We start from the raw sequence: 25857 nt of genomic DNA on the forward strand, positions 1-25857 counted from the left end.
ATAGGTTTTTAATTAAACTAAAATTATTTGTTGCGTGGATGCGCAGCTTGATATATTTTTTTTAACTCGGCTATACTGCTATGGGTATAAACCTGTGTTGCCGCCAAGCTAGTGTGTCCTAACAATTCTTTCACTGCATTTAAATTGGCTCCTTCGTTGAGCATGTGCGTTGCGAAGGAATGTCTCAACATATGTGGGCTTTTTTTGACTTTTGACGTTACCAAAGAAAAACACTTTTTAACGGTATTGTAGACCTGACTTTCTGAAAATTGATGCCCTTTTAAAGACAAGAAAAGGAATTGATTATTGACAGCATCTGTAATTTGACTTCGGTAAACCAGATATGTTTTTAAATTTTCTTTAACCGAAGCTATTAATGGAATATAGCGTTCTTTATTCCGCTTACCTAAAACTTTTAATATATCAGACTCCAAATCGACGTCAGACAGTTTTAAGTTAATAAGCTCTGAACGTCTCATACCGGTGGCATAAAGCAATTCAATTATTAAACGATCTCTTAGCCCTTCAAAACTATTTTCAAAGGCTATTTCATTGAGAGCTGTTTCAACTTCTTTTTGAGAGAATGGAATTTGAACTTTTTTTTCTGTTTTAAGTGCTTTATGAGAGGACAATGGGTTTGTTGAAACTTGTTCAATCTTCATTAAATATTTGAAATAGGTATTTAATGAAGAGATTTTTCGGTTGATTGATCGATTAGATAAACCCGTATTAACCATTAAAACAATCCAACTTCTAATTTGACTGTAGTTAACTTCGGAAACTTTGGTATGGTATTGTTCTGCATTTAAAAAATCTGAAAAGCTTTCCAAATCTTTTAAATAGGCAGTAACGGTATGTTTTGCATATTTCTTTTCGAGAAGTAGGTAATCTTTAAATTCAGCAAAAAACATACGTTGGTTTTGAAGCGAATTTAAAGGTAATAAAATTTTGTTGAAATTTTAAATAGTAATAAGTTTTTTGATAAGACTTTAACGCATAAAAAAACCCTGAATAACTTTCAGGGTTTAAAACTAAATATCTTGTTGCGTTTTGAGTCTTTGTATGTACTGTGCTCTTTGAACTTGAGATCTTCTCTCAACAGAAGGCTTGGTAAATTGCTTTCTTACTTGCAACTGACGCTTAACGCCTGTTTTATCAAACTTACGCTTATAACGCTTTAGCGCTCTATCTATATTTTCTCCTTCTTTAATTGGTATAATTAACATAATAGCTTAACCTCCCTTCTTTTAAAATTTGTGGCTGCAAATATATAAAGTATTTATTTATGTGCAACACTTTTTTTAAGTAAAAATCAACTCCTAATTCAATTATTAACTACAGGTCTATAACTCTTTTTATCAATTATTATTTTAGCGATAATCTCTCTTAAAATCTCTGAGGTTCCACCACCAATAGGTCCTAATCTACTGTCTCTCAATAATCTTGCCAACGGATATTCTTCCATATAACCATAACCACCTAAAAATTGCAAGCATTGATAAATCACCTCATCAGCCATTTTGGTTGATTGCAACTTAGACATAGTAGCTTCTTTGACTACATATTCACCTTTATTAAATCGGTAAGCAGTAATGTAATTGAATTGTTTACAGATTTCCATTTCTGTATAGCAATCGGCTAATTTGTGTCTTAGTGCTTGAAATTTATCAATGGTTTTACCAAAAGCGGTACGTTCAGACATATATTGCGTGGCATATTCTAAGGCAAATTCAGCTCTGGCATGGGCGTTAATACCCATTATTAAACGCTCTGAAGCGAAATGCTGCATGATATAGTTAAAGCCTTTATTTTCTTCACCCATTAAATGTGATACGGGAATCTCAACATTATCAAAAGCAATTTCTCCAGTATCGCTAGCGCGCCAACCCAATTTATCGAGTTTGGTTGCTGAGACACCCGGAGTTACTCTATCAATTAAAAATATACTGATACCTCTGTTCCCTTCGGAAGGATTCGTTTTGGCAGCAACAACTAAATAATCGCTGTAAACACCGTTGGTAATAAATGTTTTTGAACCGTTTATGATGTATTTGTCGCCTTTCTTTTCAGCCGTAGTTCTCATACCTGCTACGTCGCTACCGCCAAAAGGTTCGGTGATACACAAGCAGCCTATCATGTCTCCTGTAATACTGGCCGACAAATATTTTTGTTTGATAGCTTCGCTGCCTTCAGCATTAAGATGCGTCATTGCCAAATAAGCGTGAGCCCACATGGCCGCCGCAAAACCTCCCGAATTAATTTTTTGTAATTCTTCCAGAAAAATAACGGTATAGAAAAAATCAAGGTTTAATCCGCCATAAGCCTCTGGGTAATTAATGCCAAAGAAACCCATTTCGCCCATTTTTTTCCAAATAAAACGTTCTATGGTACCCGATTTTTCCCATTTTTCAATATGGGGCACCACTTCTTTTTGCAAAAAATCTTTTAAACTCTCTCTGAAAAGTTCATGCTCTTCAGTGAAATACAGGCTGTTCATAACAAGTTTTTTTTAGAGCGTCAAATATAATTTAATTATCTCTAATTTATGGATAGGGAAATCTTTAACTTTTGTTAATTCGTCAAGAGATTGGAATCCATCCCGGAGGGTTCTGGTCTCGATAATATTGTATGCTACCTCATAGTCTATATATTTAATGGTAACTAGTTCTTCAACCTTGGCGCTATTTAAATTTATTTTATTGATTTGCGCCGGTGTTTTAACCGTAAAGTGGTTGGTGATTTTCTCAGCAAGTTCGGTTGTAATACCATAGACTTCGGTTAGCTGAATATCTGCAATAAAACCATCGGGCTGTATGTCTCTGTATTCAATTATTCTCTGAGATAGTTTCTCACCAATACCATAAACACGCTGTAACTGGGCGGCTGTTGCTTTATTGAGATCAATTTTTTGTTCGGTTGGTTTAGGGTCATCTGAAAACTTCTTACTGTAATCATTATTAAGTTGACCTTGATGTCTATATGAATTACTCACCCATTCAGGAAACTTGAAAAAAGGAGAAATAATATCTAATAACGAATCTGATATTAGAGTAACGTTTTGAAATTCTTTTGCCGAGTTTACCCATTTATCATTAGCACGAAATTGTAGTAATCTGTCGATTTCTGCAGTTGTCATTCCAAGCGTATAACCTTTATAATCGGTAATGAAGTTAGGATTAAACGGATATATTGTTGGCTGACTTTCATTTATTTTAACCTGTTTGAGCGAATCTATTTGTGCATCGTACTTAGCAACAAGGCTTGGGTTAATTTCAACCTTACGTACATTATTATTGGTATTTAAAATCAATAACTGCAAAGAAACAATAATTAGAATAAGCAAAAAAATCCCACTTCGTTGTTTTCTGGAAAACACAAAATGGGATTTAAAATTGTTCATTACTTTTTACATTTCGTCTTTAAAATCAATAGCACCATCCTCAATGGCATCTCGTTTTCTATTAATGGCACTCATGTAGCGTTTTAATTCCTTTCTCACCACAGGCGTTAAAAGAATTACACCTATAATATTAGGCACTACCATCGCAAAAATCATGGCATCAGAAAAATCAATGACTGCACCAAGACTAATAGAAGAACCAACTACTACAAAGAATAAAAATAATAATTTATACACTAAATCGGTAGTTTTTCCTTTTCCAAATAGGTATTTCCAGCCTTGCATACCGTAATAAGACCATGAAATCATAGTTGAAAAAGCAAATAAGATCACCGCAATGGTTAAGATAATTGAGAAATTTGGAATAACTTCGTTAAATGCAGTGGCCGTAAGCTCTACACCTTCCTTAATTTCAACGCCGTATTCCATAAACTGACCATCAAAATTGGTAATAATAATCACCAAAGCTGTCATGGTACAAATAACAACAGTATCAACAAACGGTTCTAGCAACGCAACAATACCTTCGCTTGCCGGATATTTTGTTCTTACGGCCGAATGCGCAATAGCAGCTGAGCCAACACCGGCTTCATTTGAAAAAGCACCTCTTCTAATACCTTGAATCATGACGCCTACTAAACCACCTGCAATACCTAATCCGGAAAATGCGCCTTCAAAGATTAAACTAAACGCCGCACCTATTTTAGTATAATTTGCTGCTAAAATGATAAGAGCCGCTAACACGTAAATACCGGCCATAAATGGCACAACTTTTTCGGTTACTTTGGCAATTCTTTTGATTCCACCAATGATAACTATGGCAACCAAAAAAGCCATTACAATACCAAAATACATTCCGGCATTATCCACGCTTTGCAAATCGAACAACTGAATAAATTGGGCAGCCGCCTGGTTAGCCTGAAACATGTTACCACCACCAAACGAACCTCCAATTACAAAAATAGCAAATAAAACAGCGAGTACTTTTCCTAAGCCGGCCACTTTTTTCTCTTTTAATCCTTTGCTTAAGTAATACATGGGTCCACCGTAAACCGTGCCATCTTCACCTACATCGCGATATTTAACCCCTAAGGTGCATTCCGCAAATTTTGATGCCATTCCTAAAATACCTGCAACAATCATCCAAAAAGTTGCACCTGGTCCACCAATTGAAAGTGCTACCGCAACACCGGCTATATTACCCAAACCAACGGTTGCAGAAAGCGCTGCCGTTAAAGCCTGAAAATGTGACACTTCTCCATCGGCACTTTCGTCTCTTAAAGTTTGAAGAATATCGGCTTTCTCATCATGGATATCATCCCCATAAAGCTTATCAACACCGTGTTTTTCAATATCTTCATATTTACCTTTAACTACCCATAAGGCTGTTTTAAAACCTGTGATATTGATAAATTTAAAATACACAGTGAAAAAAAGCGCACCGCCTATAAGCACAATTAGAACCCAAGGAATTCTATACTGTTCTGAAAAAGGAATTTCATAAAATATAGCTTCAACAAACCAACCTGTATAATCTTTGAAAATTTGGTCTATTTTTTCGGAAGTTGTTTGTTGTGAAAAATTTAAAATAGGAAGCATTAATGCGAAAGCACTCAGAAGAAATCTCTTCATAAACAGTTATCTTTAGTTAGTAATTGGATTTGGGGGTCAAGTTGCTAAAAAAAATTGGATTTGTAAAAGAATTGGTCTTAAAAAGTCAATTCTGTATATAATAAATTATAAAGAAAACAATATGTCACGCAAATGAACAATTCCAATATAATTTCCATTTTCTTCAACAGGTGCCACATTAATTTTTGCTTTTGCCAGCAATCTGGGCACATATCTAGCATTTAAAGTAGCCGGAACAGAGATAACAGGTTTAGACATGATTTCGTAAACGCTTACCTCGTCGAGACTTAAATCAGGTAAAATTACGCCTCTAACTATATCTGCAACAACTAAAATACCGTTGGCATCTTGTTCATTGCGCTTTTTAATAATTAAAGTATCTACGCCGTGTTGCTTCATTTTATCAATGGCTTCTCTGGCACTGGCGAGTCCATCAATGTAGTAAAGACTCTTAGAAGCAATTTCTTTTGCACTTTTATAATCGCTCATATTAAAATATTATAATTGTTCTTCTCTAAGTTTGTTTTTTATGGCTTCGATTTGTCTATCGAGACCAGCCACTTTGTCAATACTCAATACCATGGCAATACCATTGCCGGGTTCTTCAATTTTACACTCTTCATTAAAACCATCCATTATGGGTTTAACGATGTGTTCTTCAACCAAGAATAAAATTACATCGGTTTTATCGGCTACAGAAATACCAAATAACTTGGTTTCTTCAATTCCGGTGCCTCGACCCGAAAGTATAACATCTCCGGTTGCGCCTTTTGCTTTGGCGGTTTCTATAATATCGTTGGTGATATTCGGATTCACCATTGTAACTATTAATTTAAATCTCATGCTGATTTATTTTTTTTAAATTTAATCATTATTTCTATAATCTGGGCATAACCCAAAACTGTAATCATTGGAAAAAGACTTGCAAAAGCAATAAGTCCAAAACCATCAATAGCAGGATTTCTTCCAGGAATTACCGCAGACAATCCCAAACCCAAGGCTGCAACAATAGGTACAGTAACCGTTGATGTAGTTACACCACCACTGTCATAAGCTAGTGCTATAATGTCTTTTGGTGCAAAAATTGTTTGAATGATCACTACTATATATCCGACGAGAATGTAAAGGTACAATGGTGTACCCGATACAATTCTATAGGTACCAACAGCCAAAGCCACGCCAACACCAAAGGCCACTGACAACCTTAAGTCTCTTTTATTGATAACACCACCCGAAACTTCGTTTGCCTTAATAGCCACAGCAATTAAGGAAGGTTCAGCGATGGTTGTTGAAAAACCAATTAAAAAAGCAAAAATGTATATCCAATAATAATTTAACCAAGCGTATTCACCAACAAATTTTTGACTTATAAAATCCGGAGCCGATAATTGGGTGGCCATAATTTCACCAACCGGGAATAACGCCTGCTCCAAACCCATTAAAAAAAGTGCTAAACCAATAATTACAAACAACACCCCCAGTAAAACTTTTTTAAGATTAGGAATAGATTTTTTAAAAACAACTATTTGAAAAAATGCAATTAATACAACAATGGGTGTTACATCAATTAACGTGTCTAAAAAAGTTGATAGCAATGTTTGTAAAAAATTACTCATGAAGCAAAAATTATCATTCCGTATCCCATTACAAAAATCATTGGCAGTAGAGAGGCAAAAGCGATAAGCCCAAAACCATCGGTTAGCGGACTTCTACCCTGAATAACAGTTGCCAATCCAACGCCAAGAGCTGTTACCAAAGGTACAGTAATGGTAGAAGTCGTTACGCCTCCGGCATCATAAGCTATACCGATAATTTCTTTAGGTGCGAAAACTGTCATGACCATCACCACCACATATCCTCCAATAATAAGGTAATAAATTGGCCATCCTTTAATAATTCTTAAAACGCCAATTAAAATGGCCAAGCCTACAGAAACCGCAACTGAAATACGTAATCCAAGCGCATATGATGTAAGTTCTTCAGGAGGTAATAATTCAAATTGTACTGCAACTTCTGCGGCTTCTTTTGCGACGGCGATGAGTGCAGGCTCTGCTATGGTAGTTGAGAAACCCAGTAAAAATGAAAAGGATAATAACCAGAAAACACTTCCTTTTTTGGCTAAATCATAAGATAAATTTTCACCAATGGGAAATAAACCAATTTCTAAGCCCTCAACAAAAAACATCAATCCAAAAACTACCAAAACCAAACCGACCAAAACATTCGTTAAATTTGGAAATGGTTGTTGCAATACCGCTAACTGAAAAAACATCACTACTGCTATAATTGGAACCAAATCAAAAAACGATGTTTTTATTTTTTGAAATGATTTGAGCAGTATTTTTTTCATAGAAAATGTTACAAGTTAAAATAGATTGTTTACAGATCAAAAACAGAAGAACGCTTGGTGTAAACCAAATCCTTAATTCGCATCCAGAACGCTAAAAACAAATAAAGGGCAAAGCCAAAACCCAAGGTCACAAATGTAAGATACATAAAGGTAGTGCGAACCACCTTGGCGCGAATGCCCATTCTATCAGCAATACGCTGACAAACATAGTAACCTCGTTTTTGAAAATAGCGCAATAAATTATAAAAAATGCTCATGCTGCAATTTAGCAAATTAATTTGTGATTAAGGCACAGCCAATAGCGCAATGCAAACATTTTTTTGAATCGCAATAGTTGTTTTTTAGTTGAAGAAAAGCTTGAGAATCCATGGCATTTTTAACCACAGGTTTAAGGGAATTAAATTTTTTAATGATACTGTTATCTTCAGGTTTGATAGCATTGGCCAATTCAAAAATTTCTTCGGTTTCTAAAACTCCCTTTTGATGATTGTAGCAATATTTAAGCGGAATAATAGTGTTGATAAGCAATAAATCTATAAACGATTTGGTAAGCCTTTTCTCTGAAGTTGTAGAACTAGTTTGAAAGGTGTAATGAGTTTTCCAATATTCTGAAACGCCTACTTGAAAAAGCTCATAAAAATTGGTTAATCTATTTGTGGCAATTACATTTGAAAATAAGTTATAATGCTCACTGTATAATTGTGCTAATTGCACCAACCGAATAGTAGGAAAATTTGAGGGTCTCAATCTAAAAAACTGCACCTGTGCTGCAGCAGTATTCTGCAAGGAAAACTTTTGAGACAGATATTTATAAGTATTTTTTAATTGTATAAAGTAAGCGTCTTCGATAGTAGCGTCTAACAATCCGGCTTGCCCCAAAAATAAGGCTTCTAACTCTAAGGGATTTGACTGAAGTTTTCTAACGATTGAAAAATCGATGGATTTGGCTACACTCTCAAAAGCATCGGCGTTTACTTTTAATCCGAAATTTCTAAACAACATTCTAAACAGTACTTCTTCCCAATGCTGCCTGGTTTGATTGAGTAAGACATCTATTTGTTGCGATTTACGCTCGAGACGCTCGATGTAAAGTCTTTCTTTCCAATTGTCAAGAATAAAATCATCAACTTCTGCAAAATTGTTTTCACAGGGAATCCATCGTTTTTTAGCTGAAAATAATTGATGATAATTTTTTAAAAGTTGACTAGGGACAAAGTTTTTTAGTTCCAGCGTTGGAACCACACTTTTATTTTTTCTGAAAATATCTGCATCGTGAGCCCAAACTACATGTAAAATAACATTGTCGTAAGCCTTGTCTGTTTCGTGATGGTGCGCGTACCAATCAGAAGATTTTAAATGTATTTCAACATTACCGGCCCAAAGCTGTTCACCTATTTTAATTTTTGCATTAAAAAAATCAGGGCCTGAATTGTGATTATGCTGCCCAACATCAAAAATCTGTAACGGCTTACCGTCAATAGTTTTGACATTAAGCACGTCAAATTTTTTGAACTTCCAGAGAAAATGAATAAAATCTTCTTGCATTTATCTAAATTAGTAAAAAAAATAAAATACTCAAAATAAATGTTTTAGATATAAAATTCGCAATATTTTAAGTATTTAATTGAATTGTATGTTTTTTGTAGTGGTGGTTTTTAGAGAATCAATATTTAAATAGTTTAAATTAGGCCGATAATTTCTTGTATATCATTCGATTTTTTTTGATCAAAAACACCCCGATGTTTTTTGATATTCCAGATAATATTCATTTAACTTTTGAAAAACATGATTAATAGCAAATCTTTTACCTTAGGGTTAACCCTTTTGTTTTTTATAACCTCATTAAATGCTCAAGTAGGCATTGGCACTACTGATCCTCAAGGGGCTTTAGATATAACCTCTACAACAGATGGTTTGTTAATCCCGAGAGTAGCACTTGTAAACCTCGCGACAGTTACTGTAGTTACACCTACAGAATCTGAACTTGTATATAACACCGCCACTGTTAACGATGTAACTCCCGGTTATTATTACTTAAGTACTGCAACCGGTCCTTGGGTGAGAATTGGAGGCGCTACCGGATGGTTAACCACCGGAAATGCAGACATTGTTAATGGCACTAATTTTATGGGCACAACAAATAATGTTGATGTAGCTTTTAGAAGAAACAACTTGGCTTCTGGGAGATTAGCTGAAATAAGCACTTCTTTTGGTTTAGGCGCACTCAATAGTACCGTAGCTGGTGAGAATGTGGCTTTTGGCAATAATGCTTTGCGTTTAAATACTGGAATTCAAAATGTCGCTTTAGGTTATAATACCTTAGCTTCAAATGTTGACGGGCGTGAGAATGTAGCAATTGGGTTTCAAACCTTGCAATCCATTAATTTTAGTTTAAGGAATATAGGTATTGGTCACAATGCTATGAGGTTAATTAATCACGCCGGAGCTTCTGAGAATGTTGCAATAGGTTGGCAATCTATGCAGGATAGTCCTACAAATGTTCCAGTAGGTTTTAATGTTTTTGTTGGTGCGCATGCGGGAAGAAGATACACAAGCATTAAATCAGTAGGTATCGGAAACAGAGCTTTAGGTAGTATGAATGGTGGTCCTAGCAATGGAATAGAAAACACTGCCGTAGGCAACGAATCTTTGGCGTTCAATACAACAGGAAATTTTAATACTGCTGTAGGTTCAGAATCATTGCGACTTGCTACAACTGGTTTTGAAAATACTGTAGTAGGATACCACTCCGGACGTAATATAGAAAATGGCGCTAGAAATGTTATAATAGGTTTTGAGGCTGGTAAAGGCATGAGTCAAGCAGGTAGTAACAATGTAATAATTGGCCAAAAAGCTGGTATCAGTGCCGGTACCGGAAATATCATGTTAGGCTATGAAGCTGGTTTCGCTGATAATGGAAGTAATAAACTATATATTCATAATGCAAACGCCAGTGCCGATGCTTCACTTATTTATGGGGAATTCAATAACAACATATTAAGAACCAACGGTCAACTCCAAATCGGTAATCCAGCCGGAACTGGATACGCTTTCCCAACCAGCGACGGTACTGTCGGACAATACCTGCAAACCAATGGCAATGGGGCGGTTTCATGGGCCAACCAAAGCGATTCTAAATCTGTTATGAGAGCAAATATAACTAATAACCAAGGACTTGATACATTAGGCTGGCAAAAAATATTATTTAATAAGGTACTTTTTGATACCAACACAGAGTTTAATACAACCAGTAGCAGATTTGTGGCGAGCAACGCCGGTTACTACCAAATAAATGCCGGATTTCACACAAACGGCCAATCAAATACACAATTTTACGCCATTGGGGTCTATGTAAATGGAAATTTATATCAAGAAACTTCTAGTAATCATCACAATAATGGTTTTGTTTCAAGAAATATAAATTGTATTGTAAGTTTAGTTGCAACTGACTATGTGGAAATTTTTGTTCGAAATTCGCAAGCGGGCGATGTGCAGATTGACAGTTTTACCGGTAAAACCTTTTTTGAAGTTCAACAAATTAGATAAATAAATCAAGTTTTATGGTAATTCTGTTGTAAAAAAACTACTCAATATACCCCATCTTCCGCATCCAGTCGTCGTTAAACATTTTGCCTACGTAGCGACTGCCGTGATCGTGAAATAAAACCACTACCACATCATCCGGTTTGAAATGTTCTTTCAATTGCAACACACCTTTAATGGCTGCACCGGCCGAATTACCTAAAAACATGCCTTCTTCTTTAGCCAGGCGTTGCGTATAAACGGCCGCATCTTTATCGGTGACTTTGGTAAAGCCGTCAATCAAACTAAAATTAACATTGGCAGGTAATATGTCTTCGCCAATACCTTCGGTGACGTATGGATAAATTTCGTTGTGATCAAAAATACCGGTTTCATGGTATTTTTTAAAAACACTGCCGTAAGTATCAACACCCCAAATTTTTACATTGGGGTTTTTCATTTTTAAATAGCTGGCAACGCCTGATATGGTACCGCCGGTGCCAACACCTACAACAAAATGAGTGACTTTACCATCGGTTTGATTCCATATTTCTGGTCCGGTAGTTTTAAAATGCGCTTTGCAGTTACTAGGATTATCATATTGGTTCACATACCAAGCGTTTGGCGTTTCTTCGGCCAAACGTCTGGAAACTGAATAATAACTTCTGGGGTCTGTAGGTTCTACGTTGGTGGGGCATACAACCACCTCAGCACCTACGGCCTTTAATATGTCTATTTTTTCTTTCGATTGTTTATCGGCCATTACAAAAATACACTTATAGCCTTTTACGATGGCTGCCAGTGCCAGACCCATACCGGTATTTCCTGAGGTACCTTCAATTATAATTCCGCCGGGTTTGAGCCTACCATCTGCCTCGGCATCTTCTATCATTTGCAATGCCATACGGTCTTTTACAGAATTACCGGGATTAAACGTTTCGTACTTGGCAAGCACCAAACAAGGTAGTTCTTCTGTAAGCCTATTTAATTTAATCAATGGCGTATTACCAATGGTTTCTAAGATATTTTTTGCGTATTCCATGATTGCGATTTGCGCTGCAAAATTAAGTTAATTGCACAAAGTATAAAGTTATTAACTGTTTTTTTGCGTTAGCGATTGCAGCGGTACCCTTTTATGGCCAAAAAGCCATAAAAGGTTTAGCGGAAAGCGCGGCGCTACCCAAGCCAACTTGGGTAGGGCAACGCCCTAATTATTGAAATCTAATAGCTTTTACGGCTGATATTTTACTGATAATTGCAGATGGAATTAAGAGCATGAGCAAACAAATTACAAAGGTACCAATGTTGAGCACCACAATGTAATTGAGATTTATGTAAACAGGTGCTTCGGTAACGTAGTAGATGCTTGGGTCTAACGGAAACAACTTAAATTGTTGTTGTGCGAATAAGAGCGCTAAGCCAATGAGATTTCCCCAAAATAGACCAATACCAATGAGATAGGCTGCATTAAAAAGGAATATTTTCTGAATATTTTTGTTGCTACTTCCAAGGGCTTTTAAAATTCCTATCATTTGGGTTCGCTCTAAAATGAGGACCAGCAAGGCAGTAATCATATTAATACCTGCTACTAAAATCATAATACCTATAATGCCGTAAGTGTTACTGTCGAAAATCTTGATCCATTCAAAGATTGTGGCGTACTTAGTAGTGACCTTTGTGGCATTTAGCAATGACGGTGTATTTTGATATATTTGAATAGCAGTTTCATCGAGATTTTTAAAATCTTTTACAAACACTTCAAAATGACCTATTTCATTGTCAGCCCATTTGTTAAGCCTCTGTAGATGTTTGATATGACCAATAATAAAAGTTTGGTCTAACTCTTGAAAACCGGAGTTAAATATGCCTATAATATCGTATTTGATGATACGGGGCGCTTTGTTAACGTCTTCGCCAAAAACAGCCTGAAACGAATCTCCTACCTTAAACTGCAATCGATCGGCCAGATATTGCGAAATTAAAATATCATTGCTGTAATCATCTCCGTATTGTGGAATACTGCCCGCTACTAAAAAGTCTTTAAGGTAGTTCCAGTTGTAATCGCTGCTAACTCCTTTGACAATAACGCCTTCAAAATCGATTGGAGTTCTTATAACTGTGAATTTATGAACAACAGCCTGAATGTGCTCTACCTCAGATACCTGACTAAATTTCGGATAAAAATCATGTTTTTTAGAAATAGGTCTAAGAGATTCATTTGAGGCATTATTGTCGTAATTAGCAATGATGATATGGCCGTTAAAGGCCACCACTTTTTCTCTAATTTTTTGCTGAAGTCCTAATCCCGTTGAAATAGCAATAAGCATTACCACCACTCCAATAGCTATTGCGGTGATACCAATTTTTATTATTGGTGCCGATACACTACTTTTATACGACTTTGTACCGATAATGCGTTTAGCTATAAAAAGTTCGAGGTTCAAATGTTATTGGGTTATTTAGTTATTTAGATATTAGATGAAAAGTTTAGAGATCAAAAATAGAATTTTATTACTGAATATTGCATTTTATAGCTGCTGCTTTATTGCATGCCTGGGAAATAAGTCTGTTGAAATAAATGATGATACTGCAATTGTATCAAAAGAAGTCCATTCTGAGCCTATTAAGGTTGGTGCCAATCAAACCGAAAAATATCTGCCTTTATTAAAGAATAAACGAATCGCGGTTGTGGCCAATCAGACATCGGTGATATTTAAAAATGAACAACAAAGCCAATACACCCATTTGGTGGATTCATTATTAAGTTTAGGTGTAAATATCATAAAAGTTTTTGCGCCAGAACACGGTTTTCGCGGCACGGCCGACGCCGGTGAACTGATTAAAGACGGCAGAGATTCCAAAACCGGATTGCCAATTATTTCGCTTTACGGAAATAATAAAAAACCCACAAAGCAACAACTTGAAAATTTAGACCTTGTTATTTTTGACATACAAGATGTTGGGGCTAGATTCTACACTTACATTTCCACTTTACACTATGTCATGGAAGCAGGCGCAGAAAATAATATTGAAATTTTGGTTTTAGACAGACCTAATCCTAACGGCCATTACACAGACGGACCAGTTTTAGAACCGGAGCATCAAAGTTTTGTAGGTATGCATCCGGTACCGGTGGTACACGGAATGACCATAGGAGAATATGCACAAATGATTAACGGTGAAGGCTGGCTTAATAACAAGACACAAGCTAAATTAAGTGTTATACCGGTTGCAAATTACAAGAAAGTTTTAGCTTATAGTCTACCTATAAAGCCGTCGCCTAATTTACCAAACGATACTGCTATTAATCTATACCCGAGTTTGTGTTTTTTTGAAGGCACCAACGTTAATGCCGGTCGTGGAACTTCAAAACAATTTCAAGTGTTTGGTAGTCCGTTTTTAGATAAAGCTGTTTTTGAATTTAACTATATTCCTCAACCCAACGAAGGTGCTAAAAGTCCAAAGCACATGGGCGTAATTTGCCATGGTATGGATTTAAGTGAAAGTGAAACCTTAGATTATTTAGATTTGAGCTACCTGATTATGGCCTATAAAAACACTAATGATCAATCTAAATTTTTCAATGATTTCTTTACAAAATTAGCCGGCAATACCAGCTTACAAAAACAGATTGAAACTGGCATGAATTCTGAAGAAATAAAAAAGACCTGGCAACAAGGATTAAATGATTTTATTAAAATGCGCCAACCTTACATACTGTATGATTAATCATTATCGTTTGAGGCAACTTTTGTGATGGCCGTTTCTAATTCTGCACTAAAATCTTTTAGAACTTTTACCACAAATACAATGCGCAAAGGTGATTGCACCACTACCACCACATGTTTGCCTTTACTCAATTTATTAAGTGGCAACTTATATTCGGTATCGCCGATGTAAAAATCTACCTCACGAGCGTAATCTTCGTGATTGATGGTATAGAGGTAATTAATTTTTTTATCGCTTTTTAAAATAAGTGTATCGCGGGTTTGATTCAAATCGTGATAAACACTTTTTGCCGTGACGTTTACGTTTTTTTCGATAATAGCAGAAGGTTCCTGCGCTTTCGCCTTTGATGCTCCAGAAAGCAACATAGCTGTTAAAAGTAATTTTGTTTTCAATTGCCTAGCATAAGTGTTAAACTTAATGCTGAATTAATAGCGCGTTGTAAAATATCCCGACTACTAACATAATTCAAGAAACAGGTAATTTCAGAATTAATTCCACCAACAACAAAAAAAACGGCATGAAATGCGCAAGAGCATCAGAAATAATTTAAAAAACTTATTATTCCGAAAGTAAGGCTAATAATTTATCGGGGTAGTCGGTGATGATGGCATCAACACCAAAATCAATCATTTGTTGCATGTCTTCAACCTTGTTTACCGTCCACGGAATGACTTGAAAACCTTCAGACTGCAATTCTCTTACCAAACTTTGATTTAAAAGTTGGAAATACGGACTAATTATTTCGGGTGTAAAACTTAGTGCAGAAGATTTTTCAATAATACTTTCATTGCCATCAACTAAAACTGCTACAGGCATTGTTGGTGCCTGACGCTTCACTTCCTCTAAAATCCTTAAGTCAAAGCTCTGTAGATTTGTTCTTTCAAAAACATTGTTCTTATTAATTTGCTCTAAAACCAAACGGACAAATTCAGCCGGTTTCGGAGTAAAAATGCCATCGTAATCGGGCTGCGCCTTAATTTCGATATTGTACTTAATCTTTTGATTTTTTGATTCAATTGCCTTAAAAACCTGCTCTAGAGATGGTTTGTAGGCTGTTTGTAATTTTTGATCTGGGAAATTTGGGTGCCATTTACTACCACAATCAAACTGTTTAATTTCGTTAAATGTTAACCGGTAAATATTGAATTGTTTTGATTGAGACTCTAAAATTTCACTACCGTCTGGCCTTAAACAAATTAATGGATTCATATATGGCTCATGAGACACCACTACAATCCCATCTTTACTCACTGCCAAATCTAACTCTAAGGTATGAACACCTAAATCAACCGCATGTATAAAACCTTCTAAACTATTTTCAGGTAAGAGTCCGCGACAACCTCTGTGACCTTGAACCTCTATAGTAGACTTTGATTGGCAACTCATAAACAGTGCTAGGATGATAAAGGATTTAATTCTCAGCATCAGACGAAAGTGTTGGTCGATCGTATTTTTGAAACGGCTGTTTGAGTAATTCAACAATATTGGTGTTTTTTTGTTCATCGGGAAAAACGTCAACACCGTAAACCAATTTTTCGCGATCTAAGTACCTATAAGTACCTAACATCCTATCCCAAATACTAAAAATATTACCGTAATTAGAATCTGTGTATGGTAAACGATAATGGTGATGAATCTTATGCATATCGGGAGAAATAAAGAAGTAACTAATGGCTCTGTCAATATGCTTAGGCAATTTAATATTGGCATGCGTAAGCTGGGTAAATACCACCGACATAGATTGATAAATCATAACGATAGCAATAGGTGTTCCTACCACAAAAACGCCAAATAAAGTAAACACAAAACGAATGACACTTTCCACCGGATGATGTCTGTTACCTGTAGTAGTATCTACCTTATGATCTGTATGATGAACTAAATGAACCATCCATAATGGTTTTACTTTATGCTCAACATAATGCGCTAGGTAGGCACCAAAAAAATCTAATAATAAGACACCTAAAAACACATACAGCCACAGAGGCATTTGGGGCAACCAGTTAATAATACCAAACTCATTGGCCTTAACCCAATCTGCGGACAGCAATAACAAAAAAGCCAATCCAAAATTAATAACAATGGTTGTAAAGGTGAAAAAGAAGTTTGGTATGGCGTGTTGCCATTTTTTATAATTAAACTTAAATAAAGGTAAGGCACCTTCTAACATCCAAAACAATGTGATTCCGCCAACCAATAGTAAACTTCGGTGCAATGACGGAATGGATTCAAAATAATTTAAAATAGCTTCCATTTTATCTTAAACTAGCTTTAATAATAGTGTCTGCTTTGTTCAAATTTATTGATGAAACCTGTGATTTCCAAACAGCAGCCTGTTCATTGTCCCTTCTAATTTTATGGGCCGTGTAATTTAAAAATGCCTGAAACGTCTTATTGCTTTCGTAAATGGTGCCTTTATCCATTTTCTTCAAAATTCTAATAACACGTGGCGCTTTACCCTCAAGTAAATCGGCTTGTAGTTGAAGCATTTCTAATCTTTGCGCAAATTCATCTTGTTTATTAATAGATTCCATAGGCAATAAGTCTTCGGCTTCCTTCATATAAATTTTAGCTAAATTAATAATATTCGGTCTAACTTTGGCCTTATTGGACGCCGCAAAATCTAAATATTTTGAAGCCAAAAAATAAGCTGTGAGAAAGTTTTTGTTATCCTTATAGTTTCTGAGTTCCTGAGCTAAAAACTCTGTATTAAAGGCATAATCTTGTATGATTTGGGATAAGTTAAATTCGTCATCATAAGGCATTGTAACATTAACAATATTGCCGTGAATATCCATAACTTTTAATGACGCATCACTTAATTTGTCTATGTAGCTTTGCGGACGCTTGTTTTTTATTTTATCGTATAAATCATCGTAGACGTATTCAGAAACCACCACAGGAATAAAGTACTCCCAAATGGCCTTGTTGAGTTCTAGTTCCTCGAACAAATTGTTTAGCACTATCTTTTGATTGTTATTATTTACAACAACTACGGGATAGTTATTAAACGTTTCTTCTTCCCAAATCATCAGTACCATTTTGTTTTGAACCAAAGCCAGATTTTGGGCAACTTTAAGATTACTCATCCATTCTTGTGCGTTTGATATCAAGGATGTAAACAAAAAGCAGACGAAAACATATCGATGTAATATTGATAAAATCATATTTGAATGCGTTTTTTCATTTGTTCAACAATATTAAATGCCGCCGGACAAATGGCAACATTTTTCAAGGTAAGATTACTAATTTGCTGAAATTTCTTTCTATCGGTGTGTGGAAATTCTCTGCAGGCTTTAGGTCTAACTTCATAAATACTGCAATAGTTATCAGCACCTAAAAAAGTGCAGGGCACCGATTGCAATACGTAATCGTTATCTTCGTCTATACGTAAATAATTGTCAATAAAACTGCTGGGTTTCATTTTAAAAAACTTCGAAATGCGCTCAATATCCTTATCGATAAAAAGCGGTCCGGTGGTTTTACAGCAGTTGGCGCAGTTTAAGCAATTGGTTTTGCTAAACTCTTCCTCATGCAATTCCTGCATAAGGTAATCCAAATTTTTAGGAGCTTTTCTTTTAAGCTTGGCAAAAAAGGTATTGTTCTCCTTATGCTTATCTTTAGATAGTTCGGGCAGTTGTTTAATGTATTCTTGCATAATGTAAAAATAACGATTTACGAAATATAAATTATAAACCAGACACGCCAGAATTAATTTAAATGTTAAAAATTGACTAATCAAAAACCATGCAATTTAATTTTAATACAGATATTTGTTCCATTAGTTTAAAAAACATGAAGGATCTTTTTGGAAAAGCGCTGTTAGATTACCAAACCGGTAATTTTACAGTAAATCTTATAACAGCTACCAATATTTCAGATGAAGATGAATTGCCGCTATCCTATTTGTTTAGAAATTTTGAAGAAATGCCTAAGCTCGAGCAAAAGGCATTAGAGCTTTCAAAAGGAAAAATTCTGGATGTTGGTTGTGGCGCAGGCAACCATAGTTTGTATTTACAAAACAAAGGACTTCAGGTTTGCGCCATTGATATATCGCCCGGTGCTGTTGAAGTTTGCAAAATGCGTGGTGTGAAAAGGGTTGCATTAAAATCTGTTTTAAATGAAACCGAAACGTTCGACACTATCTTACTATTAATGAATGGCACCGGAATTTTTCAGGAGTTAAAGCAAACTCAAACATATTTAAAGCATTTAAATTCTTTGCTTAATGACAACGGTCAAATCCTCGTTGATTCATCAGATATTAAATATATGTACGAAGACGATGACGGCGGATTTTGGATGGACTTAAACGCCGAATATTACGGTGAACTTGACTACTTTTTAAGTTATAAAGGTGAAACAGAAAAGACCATGAAATGGCTGTATTTAGATTTTGAAACCCTTTCGCAGGAATGTAAAAAAGCAGGACTATTCTGCGAAAAGATAGTAGACGGTGAACATTTTGATTATCTGGCGCGATTAATTCCTGCGAAAGCAGGAATTTAAAAGTCGAACTGATACGTTGCTCCCGCCAATACCTGAATGCCCTGAACCGGGAAATTAGCCCAGTTTTGATAGTTGTTATTCAGCATATTGTTCACTTTTCCAAAAACTGATAATTGCGAATTTATTTTATAACCAACATGAACATTGGTATCAAAAAAACTTCCTAAGGTAACTGACTGTGGTTCCACAGGAAGTAAGGTTCCCAGCACTTCCAGCTCGTCTTTGCGCTCTCCAACAAAAAACAAACTAGCACCGGCAAACCAATTCTCGTCTATTTGTGCGTTGATAATAGCAGAGGCTTTTAAATCGGGTAGGTTCCATGCCTCAGCTTGGGTAGTAAGGTTGTAATTAAAATATTCGCCTTGCAAAATCATACTAATATTACGGTTAAAGTCAAAGGTGAGTTCGCCTAAAAGACTAATGGTTTTAACATCGTCATAAACAATACCAAACGAATTACCGTTTTGATAAGAAGTTGTTGCGCCCGTAAGAAAGGGATTAGATTTAAACAAGGGCTTAAATTTTTCATCCTTATAACTACCACCAAGGTTGTAACTAATGGCACTGCTTAACTTTCCTTTCATACCCAAAGAAAAATTATAAGTTTGATCTGTTGGAACGATGTTAAGCGTTGGTGAAACAAACGGATTTTGGGTAGCGAAATCGGCATAGGTGTTTTGAATTAAATCACCTGTAATATCGGCATAAGCGATAACAATATCACTAACCACATTATAAGTAGCATTGATATTTGGATAAATAAACAACTTACTTTTATTAGCTTCTGTATCGTTTAAATAAACCAAATTAGCGCCAATACTCACTTTTAAATCGTCTTGTTCTAATTGGTAGGCCGACTTTAATCCGATGTTAAAATTGCCGTAATCTAAACTTCCACTACCAAAGTAATTGTTATCAAAATTTCCGCCTAAAAAATCAATTTTAAGTGTTGAATTAATAGCATCGTAACCAACAGGCACATCAAAGTTTGTCGAGGCAACAAAACGATTTTCAGAGGAATTTTCATCGTCTGTAAACCTGTTAAATGCAACCTTGGCATTGTTAATAATGGCATCGTTAAAATTTAATTCACCGTCAATTCCAACATTGTTAAAAACGTGTTTAGGATTAATTTGCGCAATGTCGTCATTGGTTAATAAACCCTCGGGTAAACCATACCAATTAAAGGTATTACGCTTAAAAAATCCTTCAATTTTCCAATCGAAATCTCTTTCCATTCTTTGGAAATAGGCCGACAAACCAGATCTTGAAAAATTATCATCCAGCAACACTTCATCTATACCACCTTGAGATGAATGATGCGTTAAATGTCCACCTACATACTCATTATTATTAAGTTGATGATTAATAAAAACTTCGCCTAAAATGCTAGTGTAACTACCAACACCCAGTGAAGCGTAATTATCGTAAAGTTTTTCAGCTTTTTTACGGTCCACTTCCGCTGCTCTGCCCTTGGCGGGTGTAAAAGTTGATGCTACCGGAATTGAAAAAATATTATATCTAACCTCTTGCTTTTTTAGGTTACCATCTTGGTCTAAAACAGGTACGGCCTTTAACTTAAACGCATCTGAAATGGTTGGCTGATATGGCCTTACAACATTAACAGATTGCGGATCGATGGTGTCTTTAGTGCGTTCCTGAGCTATAACATTCAAATGAGAGAGAACACAAAGAATCAATATGATGATGAGTTGCTTTTGCATATTTACAATCTTAAAGTAGGTTTAATCGTTATTGGTTTCTACCGAAGCATTGGTTTTGGCAGCTGCTTCTTTTATTGAATTTAAGGTTTCTTGAGCCTCTGTCGTAACATCTTCAAACTGCGTGAAATTTTTAAGAACACTTTCTAAAATATAAGTAGCCTGGAAGTTATCGTTAAGCGCACTGTAGTTTTTTGCCATGACAAGTAAACCTTTAGCACTAAAATATTTATAGCTGGAATAATCTTTAGCAAGCCTTTGAATCAGCGTATTTGAAGCTTCAAATTGCCCATCTAAATTTTTAAAATAGGCATTGTGGTAAAGTGTTTCGGCCATCAGCGCTCCCGAGGCCGTTTTCTCCAACTGGGCATAGGCTTGTCTCGCCTTTTCAGTTTTACCCAGCTCAAGCGATGTTCGCGCTACAATGATTTGGGCATCGTTTTTTATTTTGCTATCTGTTGTTGTGCTTAATACAGACTCGGCGTAGTTTAACGCTTCATTAAATTTTTTGATTTGATAATAGGCATTCATTAAATTTGACTGCGCAAACACTTTATTTTGAGCATAACTGGCCGAGTTTTCCAAACGTTTTAACACAAGGATAGCATCGTTCCAGTTGCCGGTATTTAAGTAAATTTCAGATAATTTTACCATGGCTTGTTCTGAATATTCGTTAGCACTTTGCTCCAATACATAGCTGTAATGCGGCTGTGCATTTTCAAATAAATTATCGGCGTAATATAATTGTGCCAAATAAAAATGCGCCTTTAAACTGTGAAGACCATTTGGAAACGAATTGATATATCCATTAAATTGTTTGATGGCCGACTTTGCATTACCGTCTAAATATTGTTTTTCGGCTGCGAGATAGGTTGTATTGTCTAACTCAGCATCTGACACCTCGATAAAATCTAGTGTTTTCACCCACTGTGCATACTGGTCAACTTGACCAATATCAATATAGATAAGTCTGGCAGTAGCAACGGCTTGATTGGCTTCTTCAGTATTGGGATAATCTCCCGCTACTTTTTTAAATTTCGCCAAAGCCTTGCCGGTATTGTTATTATTGTAATAAACCAAACCCTGTCTAAGCAAGGATCGCGGGATAAACACACTGTTTTTGTACTCTGAATTTAGTTGATCGTATAGTTTTAAAGCGTCGTTGGTTTGATTGGTTTTTACCAAAGTATTGGCCAATTCAAACATGGCGTCATCTCTTAATCCGGAATTTGGATAAGTGCTTATAAAACTTTTAAGTCCGGAAATCTTTTCATTTGTCTTACCCGAAAAACCCTGACTCATGGCTATTTGAAATGCCGCGTAGTCCTTTTCGATACTGCCAATTTTATTAGCTTTTTCGTAAGCGTTAATGGCTTGTGGGTAATTGGTAGCCATAAAATAGCTGTCTCCTAATCTCAAATAGGCATCGTTTAATTGCGAAGTATTCTTGGCATTTTTAGTTACAAAATCATCAAAATAGTTGGCAGCCTGATTATAATTTTTCAGTTTAAAATACACATAAGCCAGACTGTAATTTAGATCTTCATATTCAGGTGTCGCCTTTGCTTCGGCATGTTGTTGAAATTGCTTTAGGCTTATTAAAGACTCTTGAAAATTATTTAAATGAAATTCGGTTTCTGCCTTCCAAAACAAGGTGCGGGCTAAAATATTTTGATTTGCGGGCTCAGACACCGATTTATTAAACATACCGAGTGCTTCGGTATATTTGTTGTCGTTATAAAGTTCAAGTCCTAAATAAAAGGCCACTTTTTGCAGGGCTTCCCTATTTTTCGTTCCTCGTTTAGACTCAAGCAGACTTAATGCTTCTCTGTAATTTTTTGAAGTGATGTAAGAATCTATGAGCAAGGTTTCTATTTCATCTTTATAACCCGTATTAGGGTAAGCTTCTAAATAGCCATTTAATACTTGAGGGACAGATTGATACGGGTTTCCGATTTCGTAACTTAACTTAGCGTAATTAAGCCAAGAATCTTCCTTTATTTTAGCGTCAAAGGACATTTCGGAAGCATTCTTAAAAGCGTTCAATGCTTCTGTTTTTTTATCGAGTTTAATATAGCTTTCACCCAAATGATAGTAGGCATTTTGAGAAACAGCGTCTCTTCCGTCTACAATTTTATTAAATTCAGAAATAGCATTTTCAAAGTCGTTTTGCTTGTAATAGGTGTAGCCCAGTTGGTAAAAATCGGTATTGTTCCATTTACCCTTTTTACCTTTATAAGCCTTTAGGTATGGCAAGGCCTCATTGTATTGTTCTAAATTGAAGTAGCTTTCACCAATTATTTTTGAGAGTTCTGAAACTTCTTCAGCATTACCTTTGGGCAATTGTTGTTTGGCCAAATTAATGGCTTCCTGAAACTTTCCCAATTTAAAATTTAAATCGGCTTGATAATACGACAGTTTCTCCTTGTATTTCTCGTTATCGCTTACCTGCTCAAAATAAGTATTGGCCGTATTGTAATCATCACCCTGATACGCCATAAAACCAATATAATACTTGGCTTGTGCACCATAGGTTTTTGAGGTGGTAACGCGTTGCAGGTAGCGTTCGGCGTCTTTCTTGTTTCCAATACTAAAGTTGGTGTAGCCGTAGTTGAAATTAAAATTTTCTTTATCGCTAAAATTGAGATTGGCCTCAACAACCTTGTCATACCATTTTTTGGCGTAGGCGTATTTCTTTGTATCGAAATAATAGTTGCCAATATCTAAAAAAGCCGTATTTCTCTTGGTAGATGTTGGATATTGCTCAACAAAATTCATTACCAGTTGTTCTGCATTAGATTGGTTGAGCCTTACCGCGCAATTGGCTATGTAATAAGCGCTTTCGGCTAATAAAACCTGTGTTTTGGCTTCAGCTTGTACCTTTTGAAACATATGCTGAGCCGACAGAAATTGTTTGGCATTGTAAAGAGATAAACCCTTTTGATAATTTGAAAAATCATTGTCGAATACAGCGGTTTGTTGTGCTGTAAGACAATTAAAGACCAATAATACCGTTATGAAAACGAGAGATTTGAGATAACTCATAAGTTGAAAATATCTTAATGTGATGTAGTTTTGATTGATGTTTCAAAAGTAGTTTTAATTAGTACTATAACGCAAAATAAAGCCGATAATTATAAACGAAGTTATTAAAAGTACAACCTTAATTAATCGAGGCTTTCAACAATAACTAAAGTTTGATAATTGCCTGAATAATGATACTTTTACAAACCAACAAAATAATCTGTTAACATGCCCGAACCCGTATTGCAACTCTCAGATGCCACCATTTACCAAGGCGATAGTATGGTACTACAACATATTAACTTTGAAATGAATAAAGGTGATTTTGTCTATTTAATAGGAAAAACCGGAAGTGGCAAGAGTAGTTTTATGAAAACACTCTACGGCGATTTATTACTTAAAGAAGGAAACGGGCATATAGTTGGATATGACTTAGCAACTTTAAAAGAAAAAGATATTCCGTTTTTAAGACGAAAATTAGGGATAGTTTTTCAAGATTTTAAGTTATTACCCGATAGAACCGTAAACAGTAACTTAGAATTTGTTTTAAAAGCCACCGGCTGGAAAGATAAGGCCGCTATTGGTCAGCGCATTGAAACCGTTTTAAACAAGGTAGGCATGAAAACACAAGGGTTTAAATTTCCTCATGAATTATCGGGCGGAGAACAACAGCGCATTGCTATTGCGAGAGCACTTTTAAATGATCCCGAACTTATTTTAGCCGACGAGCCAACCGGAAATCTCGATCCGCAAACCAGCATAGAAGTTATGGAAGTGCTGCAAGAGATCAATAAAAACGGTAACACCATTTTAATGGCCACACATGATTATGCCTTACTGTTAAAATACCCCAGCAAAACCGTGAAGTGCGATGATAACAGGGTTTTTGAAGTAGTGCAGAGAACTCAGGCTAAATAAATTGAATGTTATCTGTACTTATTCCCAAATATCGTATTAACGTAATACAACCTTTTCAGCTATATAACTATTACAATTAACGTTTATATTTACAATAAAATTTTAAACTTAGCCTCTTTTTGGTAAGAAGAAAACCTTTTAGAATCTTGTCTCACAATTTAAGGTTTAACTTATTCTATAATTTAATAACCAGTGAGTTATTCAATGGTTTTTTCATAAATATGCGGATTTTTTCGAATTCCTTTTTTAAATACTTTTCTCACTAGCATTCTCAAATTCGCATCGATATCCAAAATCACATTGGTAAAGGTATCCTCAGGCCTGCCTCTAAACTTGGTAACATGAAATCTGTCTGTTTCTCTTAATGAAGATTTGCTAAAATAATAATTTGAAATACAACATCTACTTACATCTTTTAAAACTTTATTTACTGAATGCCATGACTTATCGTGTGTTGCCATTACCACCAATCTATTGAATTTACTTTCAATCACAGTGGGAGACTGTTTGGGTCCGTCCGGCCAAAGCTCCAGGTTACCACCGTTATCCAATTCCCAATCTGGAGCCACATAATATAACAAGTTTAAAACCCGCCAACGGCTTCTTTCAGAATCGTGCGAATTATCGAGATGTGGATGTAAAAAATTGTTCTTAATCATTAAAGACAAGCCACCGGCGTACAACGACTCGTCTGCATATAAATCTTTTATCTCGCAAATTTCGCCAATTAATTTAACAATTCTTTCATCTTGAAAAGCATATATCACTTGTTCTAACAGCTCATGATGTTTATCCATTTGAGCAGAAACGTATTTATACTCCCGCAGGCTTTTAAGGCAACGCATTTCATCAGGCTTAGGAAAAACTTTATAGCATTCGAGTGCCATTTCTTCAGGCAAAAGATCGTCTAGATAAAAGTATCCTATAGTTTTCTTTGATGTATTAAACTGAGTAGTTAAATAGGTTTTATTTGCGACTATTTGATTATAAATTATATCAGAAACAATACTTTTAGTGCTTACAGCCATGATTTAATTATTCACGTTTGGAAC

The 25857-nt window shown here is 35.6% G+C and carries 25 protein-coding genes; 4 read left to right on the top strand and 21 right to left on the bottom strand.

Features of this window, described 5'->3' with window-relative positions; translation table 11 throughout:
- Nucleotides 1-23: 23 nt before the first annotated feature.
- The 11 genes from FJ651_RS00995 to FJ651_RS01045 all read right to left on the bottom strand — a co-directional run bounded on the left by FJ651_RS00995 (nt 24) and on the right by FJ651_RS01045 (nt 8927).
- Complete coding sequence (locus tag FJ651_RS00995; protein ID WP_140988529.1) at nt 24-911, bottom strand: tyrosine-type recombinase/integrase; 888 nt, start codon at nt 909-911, stop codon at nt 24-26.
- A 120-nt stretch (nt 912-1031) separates the two neighbouring features.
- On the bottom strand, nt 1032-1226 hold the full coding sequence (gene rpsU / locus FJ651_RS01000) for a 30S ribosomal protein S21 (protein ID WP_140988530.1): 195 nt from the start codon (nt 1224-1226) through the stop codon (nt 1032-1034).
- Between the two features lie 98 nt (nt 1227-1324).
- The gene (locus FJ651_RS01005) at nt 1325-2497 is read right to left on the bottom strand and encodes an acyl-CoA dehydrogenase family protein (RefSeq protein ID WP_140988531.1); all 1173 of its coding nucleotides are present in this window, start codon (nt 2495-2497) and stop codon (nt 1325-1327) included.
- A gap of 12 nt (nt 2498-2509) precedes the next feature.
- Nucleotides 2510-3400: a ComEA family DNA-binding protein gene (locus tag FJ651_RS01010; RefSeq protein ID WP_140988532.1), complete on the bottom strand. Its 891-nt coding sequence runs from the start codon at nt 3398-3400 to the stop codon at nt 2510-2512.
- A 6-nt stretch (nt 3401-3406) separates the two neighbouring features.
- Entirely contained in the window at nt 3407-5032 is a 1626-nt protein-coding gene (locus tag FJ651_RS01015) for an alanine/glycine:cation symporter family protein (RefSeq protein ID WP_140988533.1), read from the bottom strand.
- A gap of 105 nt (nt 5033-5137) precedes the next feature.
- On the bottom strand, nt 5138-5521 hold the full coding sequence (locus tag FJ651_RS01020; protein WP_140988534.1) for a CBS domain-containing protein: 384 nt from the start codon (nt 5519-5521) through the stop codon (nt 5138-5140).
- Between the two features lie 9 nt (nt 5522-5530).
- Entirely contained in the window at nt 5531-5875 is a 345-nt protein-coding gene (locus tag FJ651_RS01025) for a P-II family nitrogen regulator (protein WP_140988535.1), read from the bottom strand.
- Entirely contained in the window at nt 5872-6648 is a 777-nt protein-coding gene (locus tag FJ651_RS01030; RefSeq protein ID WP_140988536.1) for a DUF1538 domain-containing protein, read from the bottom strand. Before FJ651_RS01030 ends, FJ651_RS01025 begins: the two co-directional genes overlap by 4 nt.
- Nucleotides 6645-7382, bottom strand: a complete 738-nt coding sequence (locus tag FJ651_RS01035; RefSeq protein ID WP_140988537.1) for a DUF1538 domain-containing protein — start codon at nt 7380-7382, stop codon at nt 6645-6647. Before FJ651_RS01035 ends, FJ651_RS01030 begins: the two co-directional genes overlap by 4 nt.
- 29 nt (nt 7383-7411) lie before the next feature.
- Nucleotides 7412-7639, bottom strand: a complete 228-nt coding sequence (locus FJ651_RS01040) for a PspC domain-containing protein (protein ID WP_140988538.1) — start codon at nt 7637-7639, stop codon at nt 7412-7414.
- A gap of 16 nt (nt 7640-7655) precedes the next feature.
- Nucleotides 7656-8927: a DUF2851 family protein gene (locus FJ651_RS01045; protein ID WP_140988539.1), complete on the bottom strand. Its 1272-nt coding sequence runs from the start codon at nt 8925-8927 to the stop codon at nt 7656-7658.
- A gap of 240 nt (nt 8928-9167) precedes the next feature.
- On the opposite strand from FJ651_RS01045, the gene FJ651_RS01050 reads away from it, so the two are divergent.
- Complete coding sequence (locus tag FJ651_RS01050) at nt 9168-10928, top strand: hypothetical protein (RefSeq protein WP_140988540.1); 1761 nt, start codon at nt 9168-9170, stop codon at nt 10926-10928.
- Nucleotides 10929-10965: 37 nt separating this feature from the next.
- Here FJ651_RS01050 and FJ651_RS01055 read toward each other — a convergent pair whose 3' ends face one another.
- Together FJ651_RS01055 and FJ651_RS01060 are read right to left on the bottom strand one after the other, a co-directional pair.
- On the bottom strand, nt 10966-11946 hold the full coding sequence (locus FJ651_RS01055; protein WP_140988541.1) for a PLP-dependent cysteine synthase family protein: 981 nt from the start codon (nt 11944-11946) through the stop codon (nt 10966-10968).
- A gap of 169 nt (nt 11947-12115) precedes the next feature.
- Nucleotides 12116-13348, bottom strand: a complete 1233-nt coding sequence (locus FJ651_RS01060) for an ABC transporter permease (protein WP_140988542.1) — start codon at nt 13346-13348, stop codon at nt 12116-12118.
- A gap of 34 nt (nt 13349-13382) precedes the next feature.
- On the opposite strand from FJ651_RS01060, the gene FJ651_RS01065 reads away from it, so the two are divergent.
- Nucleotides 13383-14633 (top strand): exo-beta-N-acetylmuramidase NamZ family protein, encoded by a 1251-nt coding sequence (locus tag FJ651_RS01065; RefSeq protein WP_140988543.1) that lies wholly within the window; start codon nt 13383-13385, stop codon nt 14631-14633.
- Here the strand turns inward: FJ651_RS01065 and FJ651_RS01070 are convergent.
- The 5 genes from FJ651_RS01070 to FJ651_RS01090 all read right to left on the bottom strand — a co-directional run bounded on the left by FJ651_RS01070 (nt 14630) and on the right by FJ651_RS01090 (nt 18291).
- Entirely contained in the window at nt 14630-15025 is a 396-nt protein-coding gene (locus FJ651_RS01070) for a hypothetical protein (RefSeq protein WP_140988544.1), read from the bottom strand. The genes FJ651_RS01065 and FJ651_RS01070 overlap by 4 nt on opposite strands.
- A gap of 166 nt (nt 15026-15191) precedes the next feature.
- Entirely contained in the window at nt 15192-16019 is an 828-nt protein-coding gene (locus FJ651_RS01075; RefSeq protein WP_140989015.1) for a glycerophosphodiester phosphodiesterase, read from the bottom strand.
- A 25-nt stretch (nt 16020-16044) separates the two neighbouring features.
- A complete protein-coding gene (locus FJ651_RS01080) occupies nt 16045-16887 on the bottom strand; it encodes a sterol desaturase family protein (RefSeq protein ID WP_140988545.1) in 843 nt (280 codons plus the stop codon).
- A gap of 1 nt (nt 16888) precedes the next feature.
- Nucleotides 16889-17722 carry a hypothetical protein gene (locus FJ651_RS01085; RefSeq protein ID WP_140988546.1) on the bottom strand — a complete coding sequence of 278 codons (834 nt, stop codon included), beginning with the start codon at nt 17720-17722 and terminating at the stop codon, nt 16889-16891.
- A gap of 74 nt (nt 17723-17796) precedes the next feature.
- A complete protein-coding gene (locus FJ651_RS01090; RefSeq protein WP_140988547.1) occupies nt 17797-18291 on the bottom strand; it encodes a YkgJ family cysteine cluster protein in 495 nt (164 codons plus the stop codon).
- A 137-nt stretch (nt 18292-18428) separates the two neighbouring features.
- Here FJ651_RS01090 and FJ651_RS01095 point away from each other — a divergent pair, with 137 nt between their 5' ends.
- Nucleotides 18429-19142 carry a class I SAM-dependent methyltransferase gene (locus FJ651_RS01095; protein ID WP_140988548.1) on the top strand — a complete coding sequence of 238 codons (714 nt, stop codon included), beginning with the start codon at nt 18429-18431 and terminating at the stop codon, nt 19140-19142.
- On the opposite strand, the gene FJ651_RS01100 is transcribed toward FJ651_RS01095, so the two are convergent.
- Nucleotides 19139-20866, bottom strand: coding sequence for a TonB-dependent receptor (locus tag FJ651_RS01100; protein ID WP_140988549.1), 1728 nt, complete (start codon nt 20864-20866; stop codon nt 19139-19141). The genes FJ651_RS01095 and FJ651_RS01100 overlap by 4 nt on opposite strands.
- Before the next feature lie 21 nt (nt 20867-20887).
- A complete protein-coding gene (locus FJ651_RS01105; RefSeq protein ID WP_140988550.1) occupies nt 20888-23908 on the bottom strand; it encodes a tetratricopeptide repeat protein in 3021 nt (1006 codons plus the stop codon).
- A 207-nt stretch (nt 23909-24115) separates the two neighbouring features.
- Between FJ651_RS01105 and FJ651_RS01110 the strand changes: the two genes are divergently transcribed.
- Nucleotides 24116-24805: a cell division ATP-binding protein FtsE gene (locus FJ651_RS01110; RefSeq protein WP_140988551.1), complete on the top strand. Its 690-nt coding sequence runs from the start codon at nt 24116-24118 to the stop codon at nt 24803-24805.
- Nucleotides 24806-25002: 197 nt separating this feature from the next.
- Here the strand turns inward: FJ651_RS01110 and FJ651_RS01115 are convergent, their stop codons facing one another.
- A complete protein-coding gene (locus tag FJ651_RS01115) occupies nt 25003-25833 on the bottom strand; it encodes a 2OG-Fe(II) oxygenase (protein WP_140988552.1) in 831 nt (276 codons plus the stop codon).
- Nucleotides 25834-25857: the final 24 nt, after the last annotated feature.

The sequence above is a fragment of the Paucihalobacter ruber genome (genome assembly GCF_006494535.1).
GTDB lineage: Bacteria > Bacteroidota > Bacteroidia > Flavobacteriales > Flavobacteriaceae > Paucihalobacter > Paucihalobacter ruber.

What these genes read in the sequence shown, in the direction of transcription:
- FJ651_RS00995 (WP_140988529.1), bottom strand. Translation starts at nt 911, where the DNA reads ATGTTTTTTGCTGAATTTAAAGATTACCTACTTCTCGAAAAGAAATAT.
- rpsU (WP_140988530.1), bottom strand. Translation starts at nt 1,226, where the DNA reads ATGTTAATTATACCAATTAAAGAAGGAGAAAATATAGATAGAGCGCTA.
- FJ651_RS01005 (WP_140988531.1), bottom strand. Translation starts at nt 2,497, where the DNA reads ATGAACAGCCTGTATTTCACTGAAGAGCATGAACTTTTCAGAGAGAGT.
- FJ651_RS01010 (WP_140988532.1), bottom strand. Translation starts at nt 3,400, where the DNA reads ATGAACAATTTTAAATCCCATTTTGTGTTTTCCAGAAAACAACGAAGT.
- FJ651_RS01015 (WP_140988533.1), bottom strand. Translation starts at nt 5,032, where the DNA reads ATGAAGAGATTTCTTCTGAGTGCTTTCGCATTAATGCTTCCTATTTTA.
- FJ651_RS01020 (WP_140988534.1), bottom strand. Translation starts at nt 5,521, where the DNA reads ATGAGCGATTATAAAAGTGCAAAAGAAATTGCTTCTAAGAGTCTTTAC.
- FJ651_RS01025 (WP_140988535.1), bottom strand. Translation starts at nt 5,875, where the DNA reads ATGAGATTTAAATTAATAGTTACAATGGTGAATCCGAATATCACCAAC.
- FJ651_RS01030 (WP_140988536.1), bottom strand. Translation starts at nt 6,648, where the DNA reads ATGAGTAATTTTTTACAAACATTGCTATCAACTTTTTTAGACACGTTA.
- FJ651_RS01035 (WP_140988537.1), bottom strand. Translation starts at nt 7,382, where the DNA reads ATGAAAAAAATACTGCTCAAATCATTTCAAAAAATAAAAACATCGTTT.
- FJ651_RS01040 (WP_140988538.1), bottom strand. Translation starts at nt 7,639, where the DNA reads ATGAGCATTTTTTATAATTTATTGCGCTATTTTCAAAAACGAGGTTAC.
- FJ651_RS01045 (WP_140988539.1), bottom strand. Translation starts at nt 8,927, where the DNA reads ATGCAAGAAGATTTTATTCATTTTCTCTGGAAGTTCAAAAAATTTGAC.
- FJ651_RS01050 (WP_140988540.1), top strand. Translation starts at nt 9,168, where the DNA reads ATGATTAATAGCAAATCTTTTACCTTAGGGTTAACCCTTTTGTTTTTT.
- FJ651_RS01055 (WP_140988541.1), bottom strand. Translation starts at nt 11,946, where the DNA reads ATGGAATACGCAAAAAATATCTTAGAAACCATTGGTAATACGCCATTG.
- FJ651_RS01065 (WP_140988543.1), top strand. Translation starts at nt 13,383, where the DNA reads ATGAAAAGTTTAGAGATCAAAAATAGAATTTTATTACTGAATATTGCA.
- FJ651_RS01075 (WP_140989015.1), bottom strand. Translation starts at nt 16,019, where the DNA reads ATGAGTTGCCAATCAAAGTCTACTATAGAGGTTCAAGGTCACAGAGGT.
- FJ651_RS01080 (WP_140988545.1), bottom strand. Translation starts at nt 16,887, where the DNA reads ATGGAAGCTATTTTAAATTATTTTGAATCCATTCCGTCATTGCACCGA.
- FJ651_RS01085 (WP_140988546.1), bottom strand. Translation starts at nt 17,722, where the DNA reads ATGAGTAATCTTAAAGTTGCCCAAAATCTGGCTTTGGTTCAAAACAAA.
- FJ651_RS01090 (WP_140988547.1), bottom strand. Translation starts at nt 18,291, where the DNA reads ATGCAAGAATACATTAAACAACTGCCCGAACTATCTAAAGATAAGCAT.
- FJ651_RS01095 (WP_140988548.1), top strand. Translation starts at nt 18,429, where the DNA reads ATGAAGGATCTTTTTGGAAAAGCGCTGTTAGATTACCAAACCGGTAAT.
- FJ651_RS01100 (WP_140988549.1), bottom strand. Translation starts at nt 20,866, where the DNA reads ATGCAAAAGCAACTCATCATCATATTGATTCTTTGTGTTCTCTCTCAT.
- FJ651_RS01105 (WP_140988550.1), bottom strand. Translation starts at nt 23,908, where the DNA reads ATGAGTTATCTCAAATCTCTCGTTTTCATAACGGTATTATTGGTCTTT.
- FJ651_RS01110 (WP_140988551.1), top strand. Translation starts at nt 24,116, where the DNA reads ATGCCCGAACCCGTATTGCAACTCTCAGATGCCACCATTTACCAAGGC.
- FJ651_RS01115 (WP_140988552.1), bottom strand. Translation starts at nt 25,833, where the DNA reads ATGGCTGTAAGCACTAAAAGTATTGTTTCTGATATAATTTATAATCAA.